Origin of the sequence: Zobellia laminariae (assembly GCF_030553095.1) — a bacterium.
GTDB classification, from domain to species: domain Bacteria; phylum Bacteroidota; class Bacteroidia; order Flavobacteriales; family Flavobacteriaceae; genus Zobellia; species Zobellia laminariae.
In genome coordinates, this window is record NZ_CP130738.1 from 1,596,700 (window position 1) to 1,613,386 (window position 16,687).

At 37.3% G+C, this 16,687-nt stretch carries 16 protein-coding genes, 1 tRNA gene and 2 pseudogenes; 4 read left to right on the forward strand and 15 right to left on the reverse strand.

The genetic code is table 11. The features are described 5' to 3' along the window. Window positions 1-75: 75 nt before the first annotated feature. Complete coding sequence (locus Q5W13_RS07575; protein WP_304445891.1) at window positions 76-1,335, forward strand: MFS transporter; 1,260 nt, start codon at window positions 76-78, stop codon at window positions 1,333-1,335. Here the strand turns inward: Q5W13_RS07575 and Q5W13_RS07580 are convergent. Together Q5W13_RS07580 and Q5W13_RS07585 are read right to left on the reverse strand one after the other, a co-directional pair. Continuing rightward, window positions 1,325-2,098 (reverse strand): UDP-2,3-diacylglucosamine diphosphatase, encoded by a 774-nt coding sequence (locus tag Q5W13_RS07580; protein WP_304445892.1) that lies wholly within the window; start codon window positions 2,096-2,098, stop codon window positions 1,325-1,327. The two genes, Q5W13_RS07575 and Q5W13_RS07580, sit on opposite strands and share 11 nt — an antisense overlap. Before the next feature lie 39 nt (window positions 2,099-2,137). Further along, window positions 2,138-2,589: pseudogene (locus Q5W13_RS07585) on the reverse strand (6-pyruvoyl trahydropterin synthase family protein). A gap of 87 nt (window positions 2,590-2,676) precedes the next feature. On the opposite strand from Q5W13_RS07585, the gene Q5W13_RS07590 reads away from it, so the two are divergent. Then, entirely contained in the window at window positions 2,677-3,222 is a 546-nt protein-coding gene (locus tag Q5W13_RS07590) for a 2OG-Fe(II) oxygenase (protein WP_368662478.1), read from the forward strand. A gap of 278 nt (window positions 3,223-3,500) precedes the next feature. On the opposite strand, the gene Q5W13_RS07595 is transcribed toward Q5W13_RS07590, so the two are convergent. From Q5W13_RS07595 to Q5W13_RS07605, 3 genes are read right to left on the reverse strand one after another with little or no spacing between them, the layout of a single operon-like run. Continuing rightward, window positions 3,501-4,268 carry an enoyl-CoA hydratase/isomerase family protein gene (locus tag Q5W13_RS07595; RefSeq protein WP_155595450.1) on the reverse strand — a complete coding sequence of 256 codons (768 nt, stop codon included), beginning with the start codon at window positions 4,266-4,268 and terminating at the stop codon, window positions 3,501-3,503. Between the two features lie 38 nt (window positions 4,269-4,306). Then, window positions 4,307-5,641, reverse strand: coding sequence for an MATE family efflux transporter (locus tag Q5W13_RS07600; RefSeq protein ID WP_304445893.1), 1,335 nt, complete (start codon window positions 5,639-5,641; stop codon window positions 4,307-4,309). A gap of 10 nt (window positions 5,642-5,651) precedes the next feature. After that, window positions 5,652-6,152, reverse strand: a complete 501-nt coding sequence (locus Q5W13_RS07605) for a GNAT family N-acetyltransferase (RefSeq protein WP_304445894.1) — start codon at window positions 6,150-6,152, stop codon at window positions 5,652-5,654. A gap of 50 nt (window positions 6,153-6,202) precedes the next feature. Between Q5W13_RS07605 and Q5W13_RS07610 the strand changes: the two genes are divergently transcribed. After that, window positions 6,203-7,003, forward strand: a complete 801-nt coding sequence (locus Q5W13_RS07610; RefSeq protein ID WP_155595447.1) for a universal stress protein — start codon at window positions 6,203-6,205, stop codon at window positions 7,001-7,003. Window positions 7,004-7,077: 74 nt separating this feature from the next. Continuing rightward, window positions 7,078-7,155 (forward strand) — tRNA-Pro (locus tag Q5W13_RS07615). 65 nt (window positions 7,156-7,220) lie between these two features. Here Q5W13_RS07615 and Q5W13_RS07620 read toward each other — a convergent pair. The 10 genes and pseudogenes from Q5W13_RS07620 to Q5W13_RS07660 form a co-directional block, all read right to left on the reverse strand. Continuing rightward, window positions 7,221-8,571, reverse strand: a pseudogene (locus Q5W13_RS07620) (exopolysaccharide biosynthesis polyprenyl glycosylphosphotransferase). 524 nt (window positions 8,572-9,095) lie between these two features. Further along, window positions 9,096-10,355: a purine-cytosine permease family protein gene (locus tag Q5W13_RS07625; protein ID WP_304445895.1), complete on the reverse strand. Its 1,260-nt coding sequence runs from the start codon at window positions 10,353-10,355 to the stop codon at window positions 9,096-9,098. A gap of 22 nt (window positions 10,356-10,377) precedes the next feature. After that, entirely contained in the window at window positions 10,378-10,554 is a 177-nt protein-coding gene (locus Q5W13_RS07630) for a hypothetical protein (RefSeq protein ID WP_368662479.1), read from the reverse strand. Between the two features lie 35 nt (window positions 10,555-10,589). Next, a complete protein-coding gene (pepD, locus tag Q5W13_RS07635) occupies window positions 10,590-11,819 on the reverse strand; it encodes a beta-Ala-His dipeptidase (protein WP_304445896.1) in 1,230 nt (409 codons plus the stop codon). After that, window positions 11,820-13,088 carry a cytosine permease gene (locus Q5W13_RS07640; protein WP_303599218.1) on the reverse strand — a complete coding sequence of 423 codons (1,269 nt, stop codon included), beginning with the start codon at window positions 13,086-13,088 and terminating at the stop codon, window positions 11,820-11,822. Window positions 13,089-13,090: 2 nt separating this feature from the next. Continuing rightward, on the reverse strand, window positions 13,091-13,318 hold the full coding sequence (locus Q5W13_RS07645; RefSeq protein ID WP_304445897.1) for a hypothetical protein: 228 nt from the start codon (window positions 13,316-13,318) through the stop codon (window positions 13,091-13,093). After that, window positions 13,215-13,610 (reverse strand): 2,5-dihydroxypyridine 5,6-dioxygenase NicX family protein, encoded by a 396-nt coding sequence (locus Q5W13_RS25795; protein ID WP_497582278.1) that lies wholly within the window; start codon window positions 13,608-13,610, stop codon window positions 13,215-13,217. The genes Q5W13_RS07645 and Q5W13_RS25795 overlap by 104 nt, the downstream gene beginning before the upstream one ends. Then, window positions 13,513-14,145 (reverse strand): 2,5-dihydroxypyridine 5,6-dioxygenase NicX family protein, encoded by a 633-nt coding sequence (locus Q5W13_RS07650; RefSeq protein ID WP_304445898.1) that lies wholly within the window; start codon window positions 14,143-14,145, stop codon window positions 13,513-13,515. The genes Q5W13_RS25795 and Q5W13_RS07650 overlap by 98 nt, the downstream gene beginning before the upstream one ends. Before the next feature lie 78 nt (window positions 14,146-14,223). Beyond that, the gene (locus Q5W13_RS07655; protein ID WP_304445899.1) at window positions 14,224-15,018 is read right to left on the reverse strand and encodes a TonB-dependent receptor domain-containing protein; all 795 of its coding nucleotides are present in this window, start codon (window positions 15,016-15,018) and stop codon (window positions 14,224-14,226) included. Beyond that, window positions 14,942-16,438 carry a TonB-dependent receptor gene (locus tag Q5W13_RS07660; RefSeq protein ID WP_304445900.1) on the reverse strand — a complete coding sequence of 499 codons (1,497 nt, stop codon included), beginning with the start codon at window positions 16,436-16,438 and terminating at the stop codon, window positions 14,942-14,944. Before Q5W13_RS07660 ends, Q5W13_RS07655 begins: the two co-directional genes overlap by 77 nt. Between the last annotated feature and the right edge of the window lie 249 nt (window positions 16,439-16,687).

Below are 16,687 nucleotides of genomic sequence, written 5' to 3' on the forward strand. Positions count from 1 at the left end.
TTTGTATTTTAAGCATACCCTTCATCGGATTATAATAATACCTTTACGGCTTATTTTTAGCGAAAAAGTATTTCTATGGATCCTTATGCAGCCTTACGTTATAAAGAATTCAACATCTTTTTGTTGGTAAGGTTTGCCATGGTATTTGCATGGTCCATGCAGTTCATTGTTATAGAATGGCAGGTATATTCCATGACAAAAGACCCTCTTTCTTTGGGAATAATTGGGCTTATGGAAGTGATTCCGGCCGTATCCATGGCTCTTTTTGCAGGGCATATTGTAGATCAAAAAGAGAAACGCAATCTTCTAATAAAATGCATTTTGGGTTTCTCTGTAATCAGTTTTGGGCTCTTTATGCTCAGTTGGCCTTCTATGGAAGATAAGCTAGAAACCAAAACCATTTTATACGGTATTTACTTTTTGGTTTTTCTAGGTGGTATTGTTCGTTCGTTTCTTGGGCCGACCATATTCTCTTTAATAGCCTTAATCGTTCCTAAAAAAATATATCCCAATGCTGCCACATGGAGCAGTACTACTTGGCAATTGGCTTCCGTTTTAGGGCCTGCTTTAGCTGGGTTTTCTATTAGCTGGATTGGTGTTCATTGGTCTATGTGCCTCATTTTTGGTTTCTCAATAATGGCATTGATATCTTTATTTCAAATTTCAACAAAACCCATTCTTAACCCTAAGATTGGTGAACCGGTCTTTGAAAGTTTACGAGAAGGACTTCGGTTTGTATTCAGTACAAAAGCTGTTTTTGGAGCCTTAACGTTAGATATGATTGCGGTACTTTTTGGTGGCGCGGTAGCGCTTTTACCCATCTTTGCACAAGATATTCTGCATGTAGGTTCAGAAGGCTTTGGTGTCTTGAGAGCCGCACCCGCGGTTGGCGCAGCACTTACCATGTTGGGATCTACACGTTTTCCGCTACATAAAAATGCCGGTAAGAAATTACTGTTTGCGGTATTTGGTTTTGGCCTCTGTATGATTGTTTTTGGCCTTTCTACCTACTTCTGGCTTTCTGTAATCGCTTTATTCTTGAGTGGTGCCGTAGATGGCGTTTCTATGATTATTCGTCAGACGATATTACAACTCAAAACTCCGGATAACATGCGAGGACGTGTAGCTTCCGTTAATTCTATGTTTGTAGGGTCTTCTAATGAACTAGGAGCTTTTGAAAGCGGGGTAACAGCAAAACTGATGGGTACGGTAACTGCAGTAGTCTTTGGTGGTGCTATGACCTTAATTACGGTAGGCACCACAGCTATTGTTTCGCCTTCATTTAGAAAATTGGACTTACAGAAAGATATTGATGAGCATGAAGCTAATGAGTAGGCTCGTATTTTTCAAGGCTTAGCTTTTTCCCATCAAAAACAGCGTAGGTATAATAATGAATCCAATCGCCTAAATTGGTGTATTTTGAATTCTCACCCACCTCTATTTCCATAGGCAAGTGACGGTGACCAAAGATAAAATGGTCATAATGCTCTGTTTCTAGCTTACGCTTGGCATACTGTACCAACCATTCATTGTCTTCTCCTAAAAATTTGGCATCGTCATCTCCTGAAATCAATTTATTTTTAACGGATAGGTGTTTTGCCAATCGTACACCTATATCCGGATGAAGCCATCTAAACAACCATTTAGCCAAAGGATTGGTAAACACTTTCTTCATGCGTTTAAAACCAATATCATTAGGTCCTAGCCCGTCTCCATGACCAACAAAAAAAGAAACTCCGTTTATAGTATACTGCTGTGGTTTATGAAAAACAGGAATATTAAGTTCTTCTTCAAAATAACCATCCATCCACAAATCATGATTCCCTACAAAGAAATAAACAGGAATTCCAGAATCGGATATTTCAGCTAGTTTTCCCATTGTACGGGTAAAACCTTTGGGTACTACAGTTTTATATTCCGCCCAAAAATCAAAAAGATCACCCATTAAAAAAATGGCTGCGGCATCTTCTTTGATTTCATCTAACCAAGCAACAAATTTCTTTTCACGAGGGCGGCTTTCCGCCATAGTTGGCGCACCTAAGTGATTATCACTGGAAAAATAGACTTTTTTGCCTTGAGGAACGGTAATGGTTTTCATCTGATGTCAAATATAACGAATACCCTTTTTAGGAAGGTGTTATTGATTATCGGATGCATACCATTCCGCAAACGAAGTATCGGTCTCTTGAAGTCTTAAAGAATGTAGACTAATATTTTCTGGAAGCCTAGCACCTATTTTTTTTGAGAAATCGATGACCATATTCTCACTTGTGGGCTGGTAATCTGCCAAAATAACGCTGTGCCCTCTGTCAGTTAATTCTTTGCCAACTCTACATGGGGCGTGTTTTTATTAAAAACAGTAGCATGGTCAAACTGGTCCACAATTTCTTCTTTAACGATTTTCTTCAAATCACCAAAATCTATAACCATACCCTGCTTTACATGGGTCGTATCCGTAATTGGCCTACCAATTACCGTTACCGATAATTTATAGCTGTGGCCATGTACATTTCTACACTTTCCGTCATAGCCGTAAAGCGCATGTCCGGTCTCAAAATTGAACTGTTTGGTGATTCTAATATTACTCATGAAATAAGATTGTGCTGCAAAGGTATTCAATTTGTAAAACCAATTCGTTTTAAGATTACATTTGCCGGCTTTTAAATTTTATCATAAGTGGAAGAACTGTATAATCAATTAGACTTTGCGGTGAAACCGCATTACGAAAAGATAATTTCTGATATCCTAGAAAACGGCTACAGTATAGTAGATGATTTACTTTCCCCTGTCTCTGTGAGCGCCCTGCGCACAGACCTTTTAGAGAAATATGAAGATGACCTATTTAAAAAAGCGGCCATTGGAAACCGACTAAACGAAGTGGTCCAAACCGGAATAAGAGGTGATTTTATTCTTTGGATGGATGAAAATATAATAAATACCAGCCATAAATTTTTCTTTGACCGTATTAACGATTTAGCCTCTTATCTTAATAGAACCTGTTTTCTTGGCATTATGAGAAAAGAATTTCATTACGCCGTTTACCCTGAAGGCAAATTTTATGCAAGACATCTGGACACTTTCCAAAATGATGACCGACGAAAACTTTCTATTGTCTGCTATTTAAACGAAGATGACTGGCAACCTGAACACGGTGGTGAATTAGTACTTTATCTGAAAGGAGAAAACGGAGAAATACCGAAAACTATTTATCCACTACCATAAGCAGAGCGGTAATTTTTGAAAGTCGAGATATAGAGCACGAGGTGAAGCCTGCAAAACGCGAACGGCTGAGCATTACCGGTTGGTTAAAAACCCGCTAATCCAAATAAATAAAGAGAAACTACCTTCTATACCTTCTTTTTGCGCGAACGCGATTTACAAAGTATATAACTACTACAAAAAGGGCGAGAAGGGGAAAAATAAGGTCGCCATTCAGGAAATCTAAAACATTCATAACAGAGATTTAAAAAAAGTAAAACGTTAACGACAGTCGGTTATTGTTATTTTTTGAATTTAGATAATGCATTACGGGTAAAATCAGAAAGTACTAACCTACCAGTAATGGCAGCACGCTCTACCAAAAGACTGTTCCAATTATCTGTACCCTGCCAAAGTGCTTTCTTCCATTCTTCAAGGGCTTCAGGATTGTAATCGGCTAGTTTCTGTACTTGAAAATCTAGCTCTTTATCCAATTCCTTTATATCATCAAAAACTTTAGAAAAGAGTCCCTTTTCTTGTGCCCAATAGGCACTCTTCCATTCGGTAGGTGCCAATGAAAGCTCAGAAATTGCAGCAGTGCCTATTTTTCGTTCCACAGCAGGAGCAATGACTAACGGAGCAATACCAATAGTAAGCTCGGACAACCGTATTGATGCCGCCTCAGATGCATAAACATAGTCGCATGCAGCTGCAAGACCTACACCACCACCCACTGTTTTGCCTTGAACACGACCAACAATGACCTTTTTACATTTGCGCATAGCATTGATTACATTGGCAAAACCACTAAAAAACACTTTGCCCTCTTCTAAATTAGAAACCGCCATAAGTTCATCAAAAGATGCACCTGCACAGAAAGCGCGGTCTCCTTCCGATTTCAATATAATAACAGATATATCATCATTATTAGAGAGTTTGTCAAGCTCAGCAGTCAAGCGGCCCAATAGCTCAGCAGTAAAAGAATTGCTGGCCGGATGACCAAACTCTATAGTGGCTACCTTATTATCAATTTTGATGTAAAGACTTCCGTTTTCTCGGGTGGTTCCCATAATTGCGATTTAAATGTTGGACAAATGTATCATCAAAATTAATTGTTTTGCAATAGAGGCCGAAACTTTCTGATAAACTTAACGACCAGAGCACCCCCACGGATAACCATCCACACGGTAAAGGCAATCCAAATTCCGTATAAACCCAAATTCATGTACTTTCCTATAAAAAGAACAGGAACAAAGCCTAAAAAGGTAGCCACCAACAGCGTGTTTCGGAGATATTTCATTTCGCCCATCCCTTTAAAAATTCCGTCAAAAATAAAGGCAACGGTATTCATGGGCAAACCTAGAATAACAATAAAAAATATGGCATAAAAAGCATTAAGCACTACTGTTTCTTTTGAGAAAATAAGTCCTATAGGTTTATAAAATAGAAAGCCAGCAATCATTAATATTACACTTACTAGCAAGCCATACAGCATTATCTTTTTTGCCAATTGCCACAAACCCTTATAATTTTTCTCCCCCAAAAGCCTACCGCCCATAATATTTCCGGCAGCGGAATACCCATCAATAAAAAAGGCGGAAAACAACCAAATATTTATTGCAATGGTATGTGCTCCTATAAATTTAGGGCCCAGTTGCGTTGCTTCACGAACCGCCAATATCAATGCTGTATTTAATGCCAAAGCCCGTACGAACAGATTAAGGCTCATGACCACCAACCTACCCAACTCGTCATGAACCGGTAATTTTAATTTAAGACTAATATCTGTCTTGGTTACCAGAAGCAGAAAGGCCATAACAGCCATGATTCCCTGTGCCAAGAGACTTGCCCAAGCTGCACCTTCCAAATACATGGGTTCAATAAACCCTTCTATTCCGTAAACAAAGGCAAAATCCAGCCCCACATTCAGAACGGCCCCAACAATAGCAATCAGCATGGGATAGTAGGTATTCTGTAACCCGCGAAAAATACCCATAACGGCAAATACAAAAAGTGTGAGCGGAAAGCCCCAAACCCTTATGGAATAGTACGAAACGCAATACTCTAGAATCTTGCCCGTGGCATTAAGCAGTTCAAAAATATCTTTGACGATAAAAATAGTAGACAACAGAACGACAATACTCAAACCTATATTCAGAAAGATGGCTTGCGCCGGCAACGTTTTTACCTCTTCTATAAGGCCAGCACCTAAATATTGAGAAATAATGGCCGATATAGCGCTACGCGTCTGACCTAAAATCCATATTAGCATGGAAAGAAAAGAACCAACAATACCCGCTGCAGCTAACGATTCTAGTCCATCTACAGGAATATTACCCACAATAGCTGTATCCGTAATGGACAACAGCGGTTCTGCAATACCTGCAATCGTTGCTGGTATCGCTAATTTATTGATGGATTTAAAATTTATTTCCGCCTTCAAGAGGACGAAATTACAATACTAATTCATAACAATGAAAGGGATGATCACTCTGTTTTGGAAAGAAAATATCGCCTAAACGCTGAAACCCTCTAGCCTGATAAAATTTCTGGTTTCGTTTATTTTGGCTAAAAGTATCTAGCCGTATCGAAACAAATGTGTTTTCGCGCGCATAATCTTCCGCAAAAGCCATCAACTTTTGGGCGTAGCCCTTACCTTGTAAATCAGGATGTACCGAAACTCTATGTATGTAAATATTATTGTTTGATGGTGTCAACCACTCAACAGGCTCATATTCTTCGTCCATTAGTGTGGAGAGGACAATAGTGCCAATTATTTGTCCGTCTTCTTCAAAGACATAAAGCTCTCCTCTTTCAATATCTAACTGAAAAGCTTCTTTATTAGGGTAATCTTCGTTCCATTGGTAAATACCATTTTTGATCATTGCAGCGGCACAAGCTCTAGTAATATTGAGAATTTGAGGTATTTCCGATAACTTTGCTGATCTTACCATTTTTAGAATACTATTTTAATTGTAAATTTAAACGATAAATCCAATAACATATGAAACATATATTAGTACCCATAGGTATTTCTCCCGATGCACACCAAACTTTGCAATACGCTGTTGATTTTGCTGAGCAATTTGGTTCTCAAGTTTATGTAATGGAAGTTTTTAATGTTTCTGTGGGAGCTGGTAAAAGTTTGGCCAATGTTACTGAAAAAGTAGCAGAAAGCGGGAAAGAACGATTAAAAGAAGTTATTAATAAAATTGACGCAAAAGACGTCAAAATCACTATTGCAACATATAACGGAAGTATTGTAGATGGCTTAAAGGATATTGATAATGAACTAGGTATAGATCTTATTATTATGGCTCCAAGAAGTAATGATATTACTGAAGAGTTTTATTTAGGTTATACCTCTGGAAAAATTATTAAGCAGACAGATATACCAACTTTAATAGTTCCTAAGGGTCATGTAATGACGCCACCAAAAACTATTTTGACAGCTTTTAAATCCGGAATTCTTAAAAGAAACCGTATTCTGAATCCATTATTGGATATTAAAAAGAAGTTTGGTTCTACTGTAAACTTACTTTTAGTAAAGACACCGGGTTACTCTGATGACGATTTACGCATAAACACCGCATTGATGGACGCAAGCTCGCAAATAACCATGACAGAGGCTCCTACCACCTATCTTGGAGTACTAGAACGTTTTGAATCTCAACAACCAGATATGTTATGTGTGTTTAGACGTAAAAGAGGCTTTTTCAAAAAACTTTGGGAAAAGAATACCATACAAAAATCTGAGTTTTCTTCTCGTGTTCCCGTACTTGTTCTGAGCGTAAAAAAGGATTAAATAGGCAGCAGTAATTACTTGGCTTACAATTTTGATACTTAGTATAAAAGTATTTTCTTTACGCCAGCCTAAATGGGGGATTAGCTCAGCTGGCTAGAGCGCTTGCCTTGGCAGGCAAGAGGTCACCGGTTCGACTCCGGTATTCTCCACCAAAAAACCATCAATTAAAATTGATGGTTTTTTTATTGTCCTCATTTTCATTAAAGAAATCTCTCCTTTAATACGCCTTCTCTTCCCCACGCACTGCGTTAATCACCGTTGCAAAAATGATGCTCAGGTCTAATCCCAAAGACCAGCTTTCTGTATAAAATATATATAACCGAATACGGTTTACGATATCTGCCTTTTTAATAATTTCTCCGCGATACCCTTTAATCTGTGCCAAACCAGTAACCTGGCTTCACAAAATGCCGTACCAAATACTTGTCTACAGATGTCTCATACTTCTCTGTACACGACTCCATATGTGGCCTTGGACCCACAACACTCATCTCGCCTAGAAAAACATTAATAAACTGTGGCAGTTCATCTATACTGGTTTTACGTAATATTTTACCCATACGAGTAACACGCATATCATTCTTGGTAGCCATAGTAGTATTAGCTTCCTTATTTACGGTCATAGATCTAAATTTATAACACCAAAAAGTTTTTCTATTTACACCATTTCTCTTTTGCTTGAAGAACAATGGCCCTTTAGATTCAAATTTCATTAAAACAAATAATACTGGGGTAAGCCATGACAGAACCGTAAGAATGACCAAGGATGAAAAAACGATATCAAAAATTCTTTTAATTAAGGGCGCATAATCTAACTCAAGAGGAGATTTCCTCATTGCCAACACCGGTATTGTATCGTACAGTTGAATTGACATAGACCGAGAAAAAATTTCTTTGTTATCTGGAATAATCATTAATTTCTTAAGATTGTTATCCGCAAAGGTTACTAAATACTCGAGCTCTTTTTTTGATAATTTTGAAGCAATACAATAGATGTAGTCAATGTCATTTTCAAGAATATATTTGAAAGAATCGTTCATCTTCCCTAAATAAGTAGGGCTTTCAGAAGTACGGTCATCAAAAAAGCCCTTATATCTATAACCAAGTTCCGGCTGGTCAAAAACCTTTCTTATTTTTTTTAAATTTCTATCCCTTCCTACGACCACCACATTTCTGAAGTTACCACCGTACAATCTATATTTTGTTCTAATCCAATAGAAAAATGATCTATAGGCCGTGAGAAAAAAGCAAATAATAAGGAAGACCGAAGCACGGTATTCAAAAGTATAAACACCATTGTTTTTAAATCCATAAAGGGCAAAATAGGATAGTCCAAAAAGACATAGAAGCTTTAAATATCTAGCAATATTGGTTTCAAACCGCTCCCTTCGCTCTGTAGGATAATAGTTAAAACTAAAGGTAATGATTAGCCAAGCTAAATTATAATAAAGCACATTACTCCCTGCCAGATATGTTGCCGGCGTCATAAAGTAAAGAACACTATTAATTATAAAAAGATGTACAAGAACAGAGAAAGGAATAACTAGCAAAGACTTTTTCATAAGCATGAATTTTTCAAGTTGAAAAAATAAATAGTTTGCACTATCACCTACAATAATTGTCGTCTACCTCATGATAATATATTGGCCCCAATTAAAGCTCAATCATATTGTTTTGCACTTGAATAGACTTTGGCAAAAAATGAATACGTAATGAGTTCAAATAAAAAAACATGGGGGAAATAAATTTAGAAAATTAATATCACGCCCTTATAGGGTTGATATTTTTCTATACGTAACATAAGTAGGTGTGCTTATATGACTTAAAATAAGTACATCTTTATCAGATATTGAAGCAATTTGAGGAGTTATTTTCAACGTTATGAAGGTATCAATGTATATTCATCAATGGAGCGCGTAAAAATGTAAGAATAATTAAAAAAAGAAGTTAGTATTCTTACATGAACCACAAAATGGCCTGCAAAATCAGAGATTCTTTAATTAACATTTTATTAAGAAACTAGGAGAAGTGTTGCTACGATGGGGATGAACACAAAAAAACCTATTTTTTTAGGTAATAGCCAAGGAAATTATTAGTTTGCTTTTCTTATTTCCTTCCAATTTAAGAGGGTGTATATTAACCCTCCCAACAAAAATGAATCTATAAAATAGGCGTGGGTCAATTGAAAGATCTCTAAATAGGTCAAAAAAGTGATACCAGAACTTACAACCCAACTAATTAGAGCTGCAGGTTCCCAATCCGTAATTTCGTTCAGCTCGTACCGTTGGTTTTTTACCCAGAAAAAATTGATGATATAAATTGCTGAAATCGATGGGGCGAGAACACCTAACAAATTTAAAAAATCGAAAAGGTATTGCGAGAATTCTAGCAATGCCAAGCCAATACCCAAAACACTTGCAATAATTACTATTTTTTTAAATGACCACTCTGTCTTTATCGTAGAGAATGTCAACACCGTTGAGTACAGGTTACTAGCATTACCGACCCAAGTAGATACCAGCAAAAGAGCGAATGCAGGTAAAATTAAGCCGAATTGCTGCATCACCTTAATAATATCAACTTCTCCTGTTTGTATAGATGGTATGGCACTAAATGTCAAGGCCAACGGAAACCCAATGGTAATACCTAAAACAGCAATCATACTTTGCTTGTCATTATAGATAAATCTAGAAAAATCTGCCATCATTACAGGAAAAAGTATAGAAGAGCCTATCAATATAGAAATAGCTTCGAACAGCGTCATCTTCGTATTTTCTGGCACCCAATCTAACAGCTCTTGAAAAGACATTCCGTTTTCAAATGAGACGTAAATCACGTAGCATAAAAAAAGCGTCAAAAATGGCACGGCTATATTCGCTAGCTTTTCTAGACTTTTAATACCAAAGAAAGTGGTCACCGTAATTAAGGCACCCATAACAATTACAATCGGCCATTTTGGTAATTGTATTGATAGGGTATTGAGGGCAGTATCTACTACGGCAACAGATAAAAGTTCTAGCGCTACCGAAAACCAACCCAAAAGGGTAATACCAAAAATAAAATTTATGATTTTTGCACCTTGTTTTCCAAAACTAAAATGGAGAATCATGTAGGTAGACAGTCGCGAACGATTACCAATTTTGGTGGTAATTAAACACATAATGGTCAGCACCAAAGTTGAAAGTCCGAATGCCCAAAGAGCATTCTTAAACCCTACGCTCAAAGCTACTTCAGAACCTAAATATAAAATAGGTAATGTTAGCCCTGTACCTGCAATAATAATGGCAATTAACCACCCAGAGGTAAAGTCTTTCGACTGTACTTTGGTGTTAGTATATTGGTTATCTGCCATTTTATTTATGTATTGAAACGAATTATAAGTTCTTTAATATTTCGGTAAGAAACTTCCAGAATTTTTGTGTTGAACTAATTTGCAAACGTTCTTCTGGTGAATGGGCTCCTAGAATATTAGGTCCAAAAGATATCATTTCCATATCAGGATATGTGCCAGATAATATACCAGTTTCTAAGCCTGCATGTATAGACTTCACTGCGGGTTTTGCTCCATTTAATTTTTCGTAAATAGCTACTGCCGCATGTAAAAGCTCACTATCAGGGCGAGGTTCCCAATAGGGTAAGGTCCTATTTCAAGTACGTCACTTTCATTGAAAATACCTGTAATGGTTTCTATAATTTCTAAACGCTCTTTATCTACCGAGCTTCTTGCATGACAGGCAATCGTATACCTACCTCCTTCTAATTTAATAATAGAAATACTGTTAGAGGTCTGTACCAAATCTGGCATTTTAGGGGTAACTCTATATACCCCGTTCGGTATCGATAGTAAACCGGAAAGCAAATAGTCATGTGCATCTTTGCTCATTACAGATAGCGTAGTTGCCGTTTTTGTAGTCGTAATCGTCAATGCCGAATCTGTTGCAGCATACTGCTGTCTCCTCTTACTTTCTAAGACTTTCAGTTCACTTATAAACTCATCTAATTCTGTGGTTGGTATCGCAATTACAGCGCTACAATCTCTAGGTATTACGTTGGTTAACGTACCACCATGTACAGACTGTATTCTACATTCTAACTTAGCAGTAAGTTCTTGTAGGCATTCTGCCATTACTTTAATAGCGTTGGCGCGATTAAGGTGAATATCTACACCAGAATGACCACCTGTTAAATTACCTACAGTTATGGTTTGCATTTCATAGGCAGCAGCGTTTAAAGTTTCTGTAGCGTAAGTTCCCTTAATTTCTACATCGGCACCGCCAGCGCAACCTATGGTTATTTCATCATCTTCTTCAGAATCAAGATTCAGTAGTATTTTACCCTTTAATTGTTTGTTGGTCAATGCCATGGCACCTGTCATTCCCATTTCTTCATCTATGGTAAAAAGTGCTTCTATCGGCGGATGAACCAAATCTTTTGAAGATAATACGGCCATTATTGCAGCAGAACCTATACCATTATCTGCACCTAATGTGGTTTCTTTGGCCTTTACCCAATCTCCATCTATGTACATTTCAATACCTTGGGTAGCAAAATCAAATTTAGATCCAGCTACCTTTTGGTGTACCATATCTAAGTGACCTTGTAACACAACAGTTTTATGATTTTCTTTTCCTGCGGATGCCGGCTTTTTGATTATGACGTTGCCTATATGATCCACTATGGTTTCCAAACCCAATGAGTTCCCAAAGGCAATCATGAATTGAATGATTTCTTCTTCTTTGGTAGATGCCCTAGGAATTGAGTTAATTGACTCGAAATGTTGCCAAATGGCATTAGGTTTTAAATCGTTAAGAACCATTTACTTTATTATTTTTTTAAGGATAAGGTATAAGATGAAAGCCACTAAAAAGGAATCGAAAAATGAAATGGTAGTTAATGTCATATAATCGTATGCACCTAAATAGGCTACAATACAGGCTACGATCCAACTAATACCAGCTGCCAAATCAAAATTAGGAAGGCTGTCAAAATCTTTTAAATCATAATTTTGCTTTTTCACAAAAAAGAAATCTGCAATAAAAATAGCCGATACTGGCGGAATGAAAATACTCGAAATATTAAGGAAATCGATAAAATAGCCGGTAACTCCTGCAATTGCTAAAATAGTACCGATAGCACTTGCTACAAGCCCTATACGCCAATTACCCTGTTTTGTAAAAATTGTGGAAAAGGTAAGTACTGTAGAATATAGATTTGCAGAATTGGTTGTCCAAGTCGAGAATATTAAAATAAGTAAGGCTGGTAGCGTTAAGCTTAAGCCTATCATAATTTTCATAATATCGATCTCACCAGTAGTCAAACTTGGTATACCACCTGCCAATAATACAATTGGGAACCCAATGGCCAAACCCAAAACTGCCAATAAACTATCTTTATCTGTTCTTGCGAATCGTGAATAATCTGGCATTAAAACAGGAGTCAATATCGCCATACCTACCACGGCAGAAATGGCCTCTCGAATTCCGATTCCGCCAGAACCTTCAAATGCAATTATAACATCCCACTCGCTTCCTCCTAAAGAGGTAAACAGTACAAACACCATAAATATGAGTAGTAACGGTACCGAGATATTAGATAACTTTTCCATGGCTTTAATACCATAAAGAGCCGTTAATGTCATTAAAGCACTGCCGATTAAAATACTTATCCAGGCGGGAAAATTCCATCCTAATAACTGTGTAAAGGCATCGTTTAATGAGGTTCCGAAGATTTCAATAGTTACTGCATACCAGCCTAATAGTGTTACACCTACAATGACATTTATGAGTTTTGCACCCATTTTACCAAAAGGAAAATGCAACAGCATATAGGTAGATAAGCGTGTACGGTTACCAATTACAGCGGTAATACCACATAGCACACTAAGCACAAGACAGACTCCTACAAAAATCCAAATAGCGGTACTCATACCTACAGATTGGGTTACTTCTGCACCTAAAAACAGTACGGGAAGCGTAATACCAATACCAACTATAATACCAGCGATACGAAGACCATGAACGGTCTTTTCTTCGGGTACTTTCGTTCTGGAGTAATCGTCGTTTCCCTGTTCTGCTTCAGTTGACATAGTTATGCGCCTATTAGTTTCTCTGCTAAAGGTTTTAAATCTGGATGCGTGTAAACACCATCTTCAACAATCTGTACATCATCAAGGTAAATACTTACTTTACCCACAATACCATCAAAATGAGATTTAGCAACTTGACCTAACGGAGGCATATCCATCGGACTTGTATGACCGAAGCCAAAATCTACACCACCCCACACACGTTCGTCTTCTACAATCTCTCCTCGCATTTTTACGAATACTAGGGTTAAGACCAAACATATTATGCGATATTTTGTACATGTTGGGGTCATTAAACGAAGCTAAGTATTCCTTGAAGTTTTCAGCCTCTTTTGCAGTACCTTTTACATCTGAAATTTCACCATTTTTCATAATAAACTCTACGTGATTATCCGTTCCGTAGACATTTGCGTTCATCAACAGGTCAAAAACAATAGTTCCGTTCATACTTCCTGTTTTGGGAACAATGTTCACATAATAAAGGTGCCGTACCAAATTTAGGCATGGAAAAATCACCATCATCAATATCAAAAGAATAATCTAGGTTGATATCGTAAGAGACGTCTGTACCATTATCACTTGTAATGCGAATGGTTTTACAATCAAGAACCATATCTCGCACTTTGTTGAGCATCTTGCTCAAGTCCGGTACATTATATCCAGTAAAAGTTCTTAAAAGGGATTGCACACTAGAGTCGGCAATAATTAAATAACGTAACCTTTTGTTGTTTTTAAAAGCATTCTCCCAAATATCAGAATATAATAGAATGGTAGAATTACATTCCAACCAAACGTCTACATTACTTAAAGCTCCAGTTAAAGCCTCTGCTGGCCAGTCTTTCATACCTGCTTGCCCATCTTTTTCTGCTTTAGGCATCCAGATTAATAAAGGTTTACCTCCAACGGCATAAACCGCCTCGGCAAATGCGTTCATAAGTAGGGGGTCATTTCCAGAATCTGCTGTTATAGCAACTGATTCCCCTGCTGTTACTTTAAACATATCTTGCATGATTACCTTGGCTACCAAGGCACGTTCTAAATTGTAATTGGTGCTCATATGTATTTTTATTTTGTTGAAAAAAGGAGTGCAGAAAATTCTAACTACACTCCCATTTATTGAAAAGTTATTAGAAGCTTACTGAAACCGAAGCACCATAGTTGGCTGGTCTTCCTCTCCATCCGAAGTCATCGAAACCTCCAAACGTAGAGCCTTAAGCACATACTCCGTATAATACTGTTTGTCTAAAATATTATTCCCCCAGATGGTGAATTTTACGTTGTCAAAAGAAACGGATGCTCTGGCATCTAAGAGTTGGTAAGCACTTGTAGTAAAGGCATCGGAATTATTTTCATCCCAATAGGTCTTGCCCGTACTATTAAGGTTGATACTACCATCAAAGTTTACTTTCTCGGTCAGTGCAAAACTAGACTCCAACCCTATGTTAAAGTTGTTCTGGGGAACAAAAGGAGTTTTCTTACCATTAAAAGCACTTAAATCTGTGGCCGTTCCATCGACACCGCCAGTGGTTCCGCCTTCTGTAATTTCAGAATCTACAAAACCATAGTTAGCTAATAAATCTAAATACTTAGACAATCTAAGTTTGGCATCTAACTCAAAACCTATAATTCTACTCTTATCATAGTTATAGTTACCAGGGAAAAATGTATCTAGGTCAAATATGTACTGTTGCTGATTAGAAAAATCAGTGTAAAAAGCAGATCCGTTCAGAATAAAGCGGTTGTTCCACATTGATGTTTTAAAACCGAGTTCGTAATTGTCAGTAATTTCATCCTCAAAATCCCTATTAAAGCGATCAGTCAATGCGGGATTAAAACCACCTGTTCTATAGCCTCTACCATAATTGGCATAGATTAAGGCATTTTCGGTAGCCTTGGTAAGACAACGAGGCTTTGGGCTGTACAATATCATTTGAACGTTCAAAGGTGTCACCCGACAAATGGTCTTCTTGTTTGAAAGTATCGTTATCATAACGAAAACCTGCAGAAGCCGTAAGCTTATCCGTTATTTTATAATCGATAAAACCAAATGCCGCATAAGTAGTTGTTGTGTTTATTACATCTGCAGCAATACCATAAAAAAGTTGGTTTAAATCAAAATCTCTATTAAATCCATCCTGAAAAAATGGCTTTTCTATATCCTGATAAAAACCACCTGCGCTCCAGTTAATTTTACCTTCCGATGCTACATTGCTTAATCGTAGTTCTTGATTAAAAGTTCTTGTTTCAGCTGTTTCCCCTTGAGTAAAATCATCAAAAGGTGTGAAATCTAAATCTCCGCTTAATGATCTATCAACATAGTTATACGAGGTAATACTTTGAATCTTAACCTTACCAGGAGTATAGTCCAAAGAAAGGCTTCCAAAAGCATTCCTGATATCCGATTTACCCGGTTCATCATGGTTTATGACATTATTACCGTCTTCAGGGTCGGGCGAAAGAGAGCCACCCGGAGCACCTTCAACAAATAAGTTGCCCGTAGGGTTAACGGAATAGTAGGCAGCACCGCCGCTTACGTCTATAAATTGTAGGGTAGCACTAGCCTTGAAATTATCTGTTATTCTTGCAATGATTTGACCCCTAGCATTGAATTCTCTAGAAAAATCTACTTTTTCATCATTAAATTCATTTGTCAATAGACCATCAAAATTCTTGAACTGTGTAGAAAGACGGTAGAATACCTTATCTTTTTTGATTGCACCCGAAGAAACAAATTGCGTTAATAGCGCATTGGCATTTCCATATCCTAAGGTTAGATTGTTCTTAGTAGTATTTACAGGCTCTTTAGAGTAAATATTAATGGCCCCACCAATAGCATTCTTTCCGTAAAGCGCACCTTGTGGTCCTTTTACGATTTCAATCAATGCCAAATCAAACAATTCTTGGTTCAACAAACTAGGGTCAGGAATGGTAACCCCATCTATTACAAATGCAACCGGTGCATCTGCGTTTCGTATTTGGGGAATACCCCTGACCGTTAAAAAGTTAATTCCGGCCGCTTGAGAGCTGTTCAGTTTAAGGTTGGGCACCAATTTTGCGAAATTCGTCACATTGTTGATCCCATTTTTTTCTATGCCTTCACTGTTCAATGCGGTAACCGACTCAGGAATAGACTGTACAGATTCCGTACGTTTTCTTGCACGTCCTACCACACCGGCAAAACCTGTTACTTGTACACCCTCTAATTGTTGGGCGTCTTCCTCAAGAACAACATTAAGTACATTGCTCTCTTTTAGTGGAATCTCTATGGTTTTGAATCCTATATAAGAAAACACTAACGTAGGTTGGCCATTTACGGCAATTTCAAATTTTCCGTTAAAATCTGTTGTCACCCCATTAGAAGTGCCTTTTTCTACAATATTAACTCCTTAAGCAAAGGCTCACCATCAAAGTTTACTGTACCACTTACGGTACGTTCTTGACCCCAACTTAGTATTGGAATCAACATTAAAATAAATAGTAGTTTTTTCATAAGTGACTGGCTTAAATGAACATTGGATTTTTTTATAAAAGTATGTTACACACATTCTTATCAATTATTTATCGTTATTAAAACATTATTTAATAATTTTAAATAATAA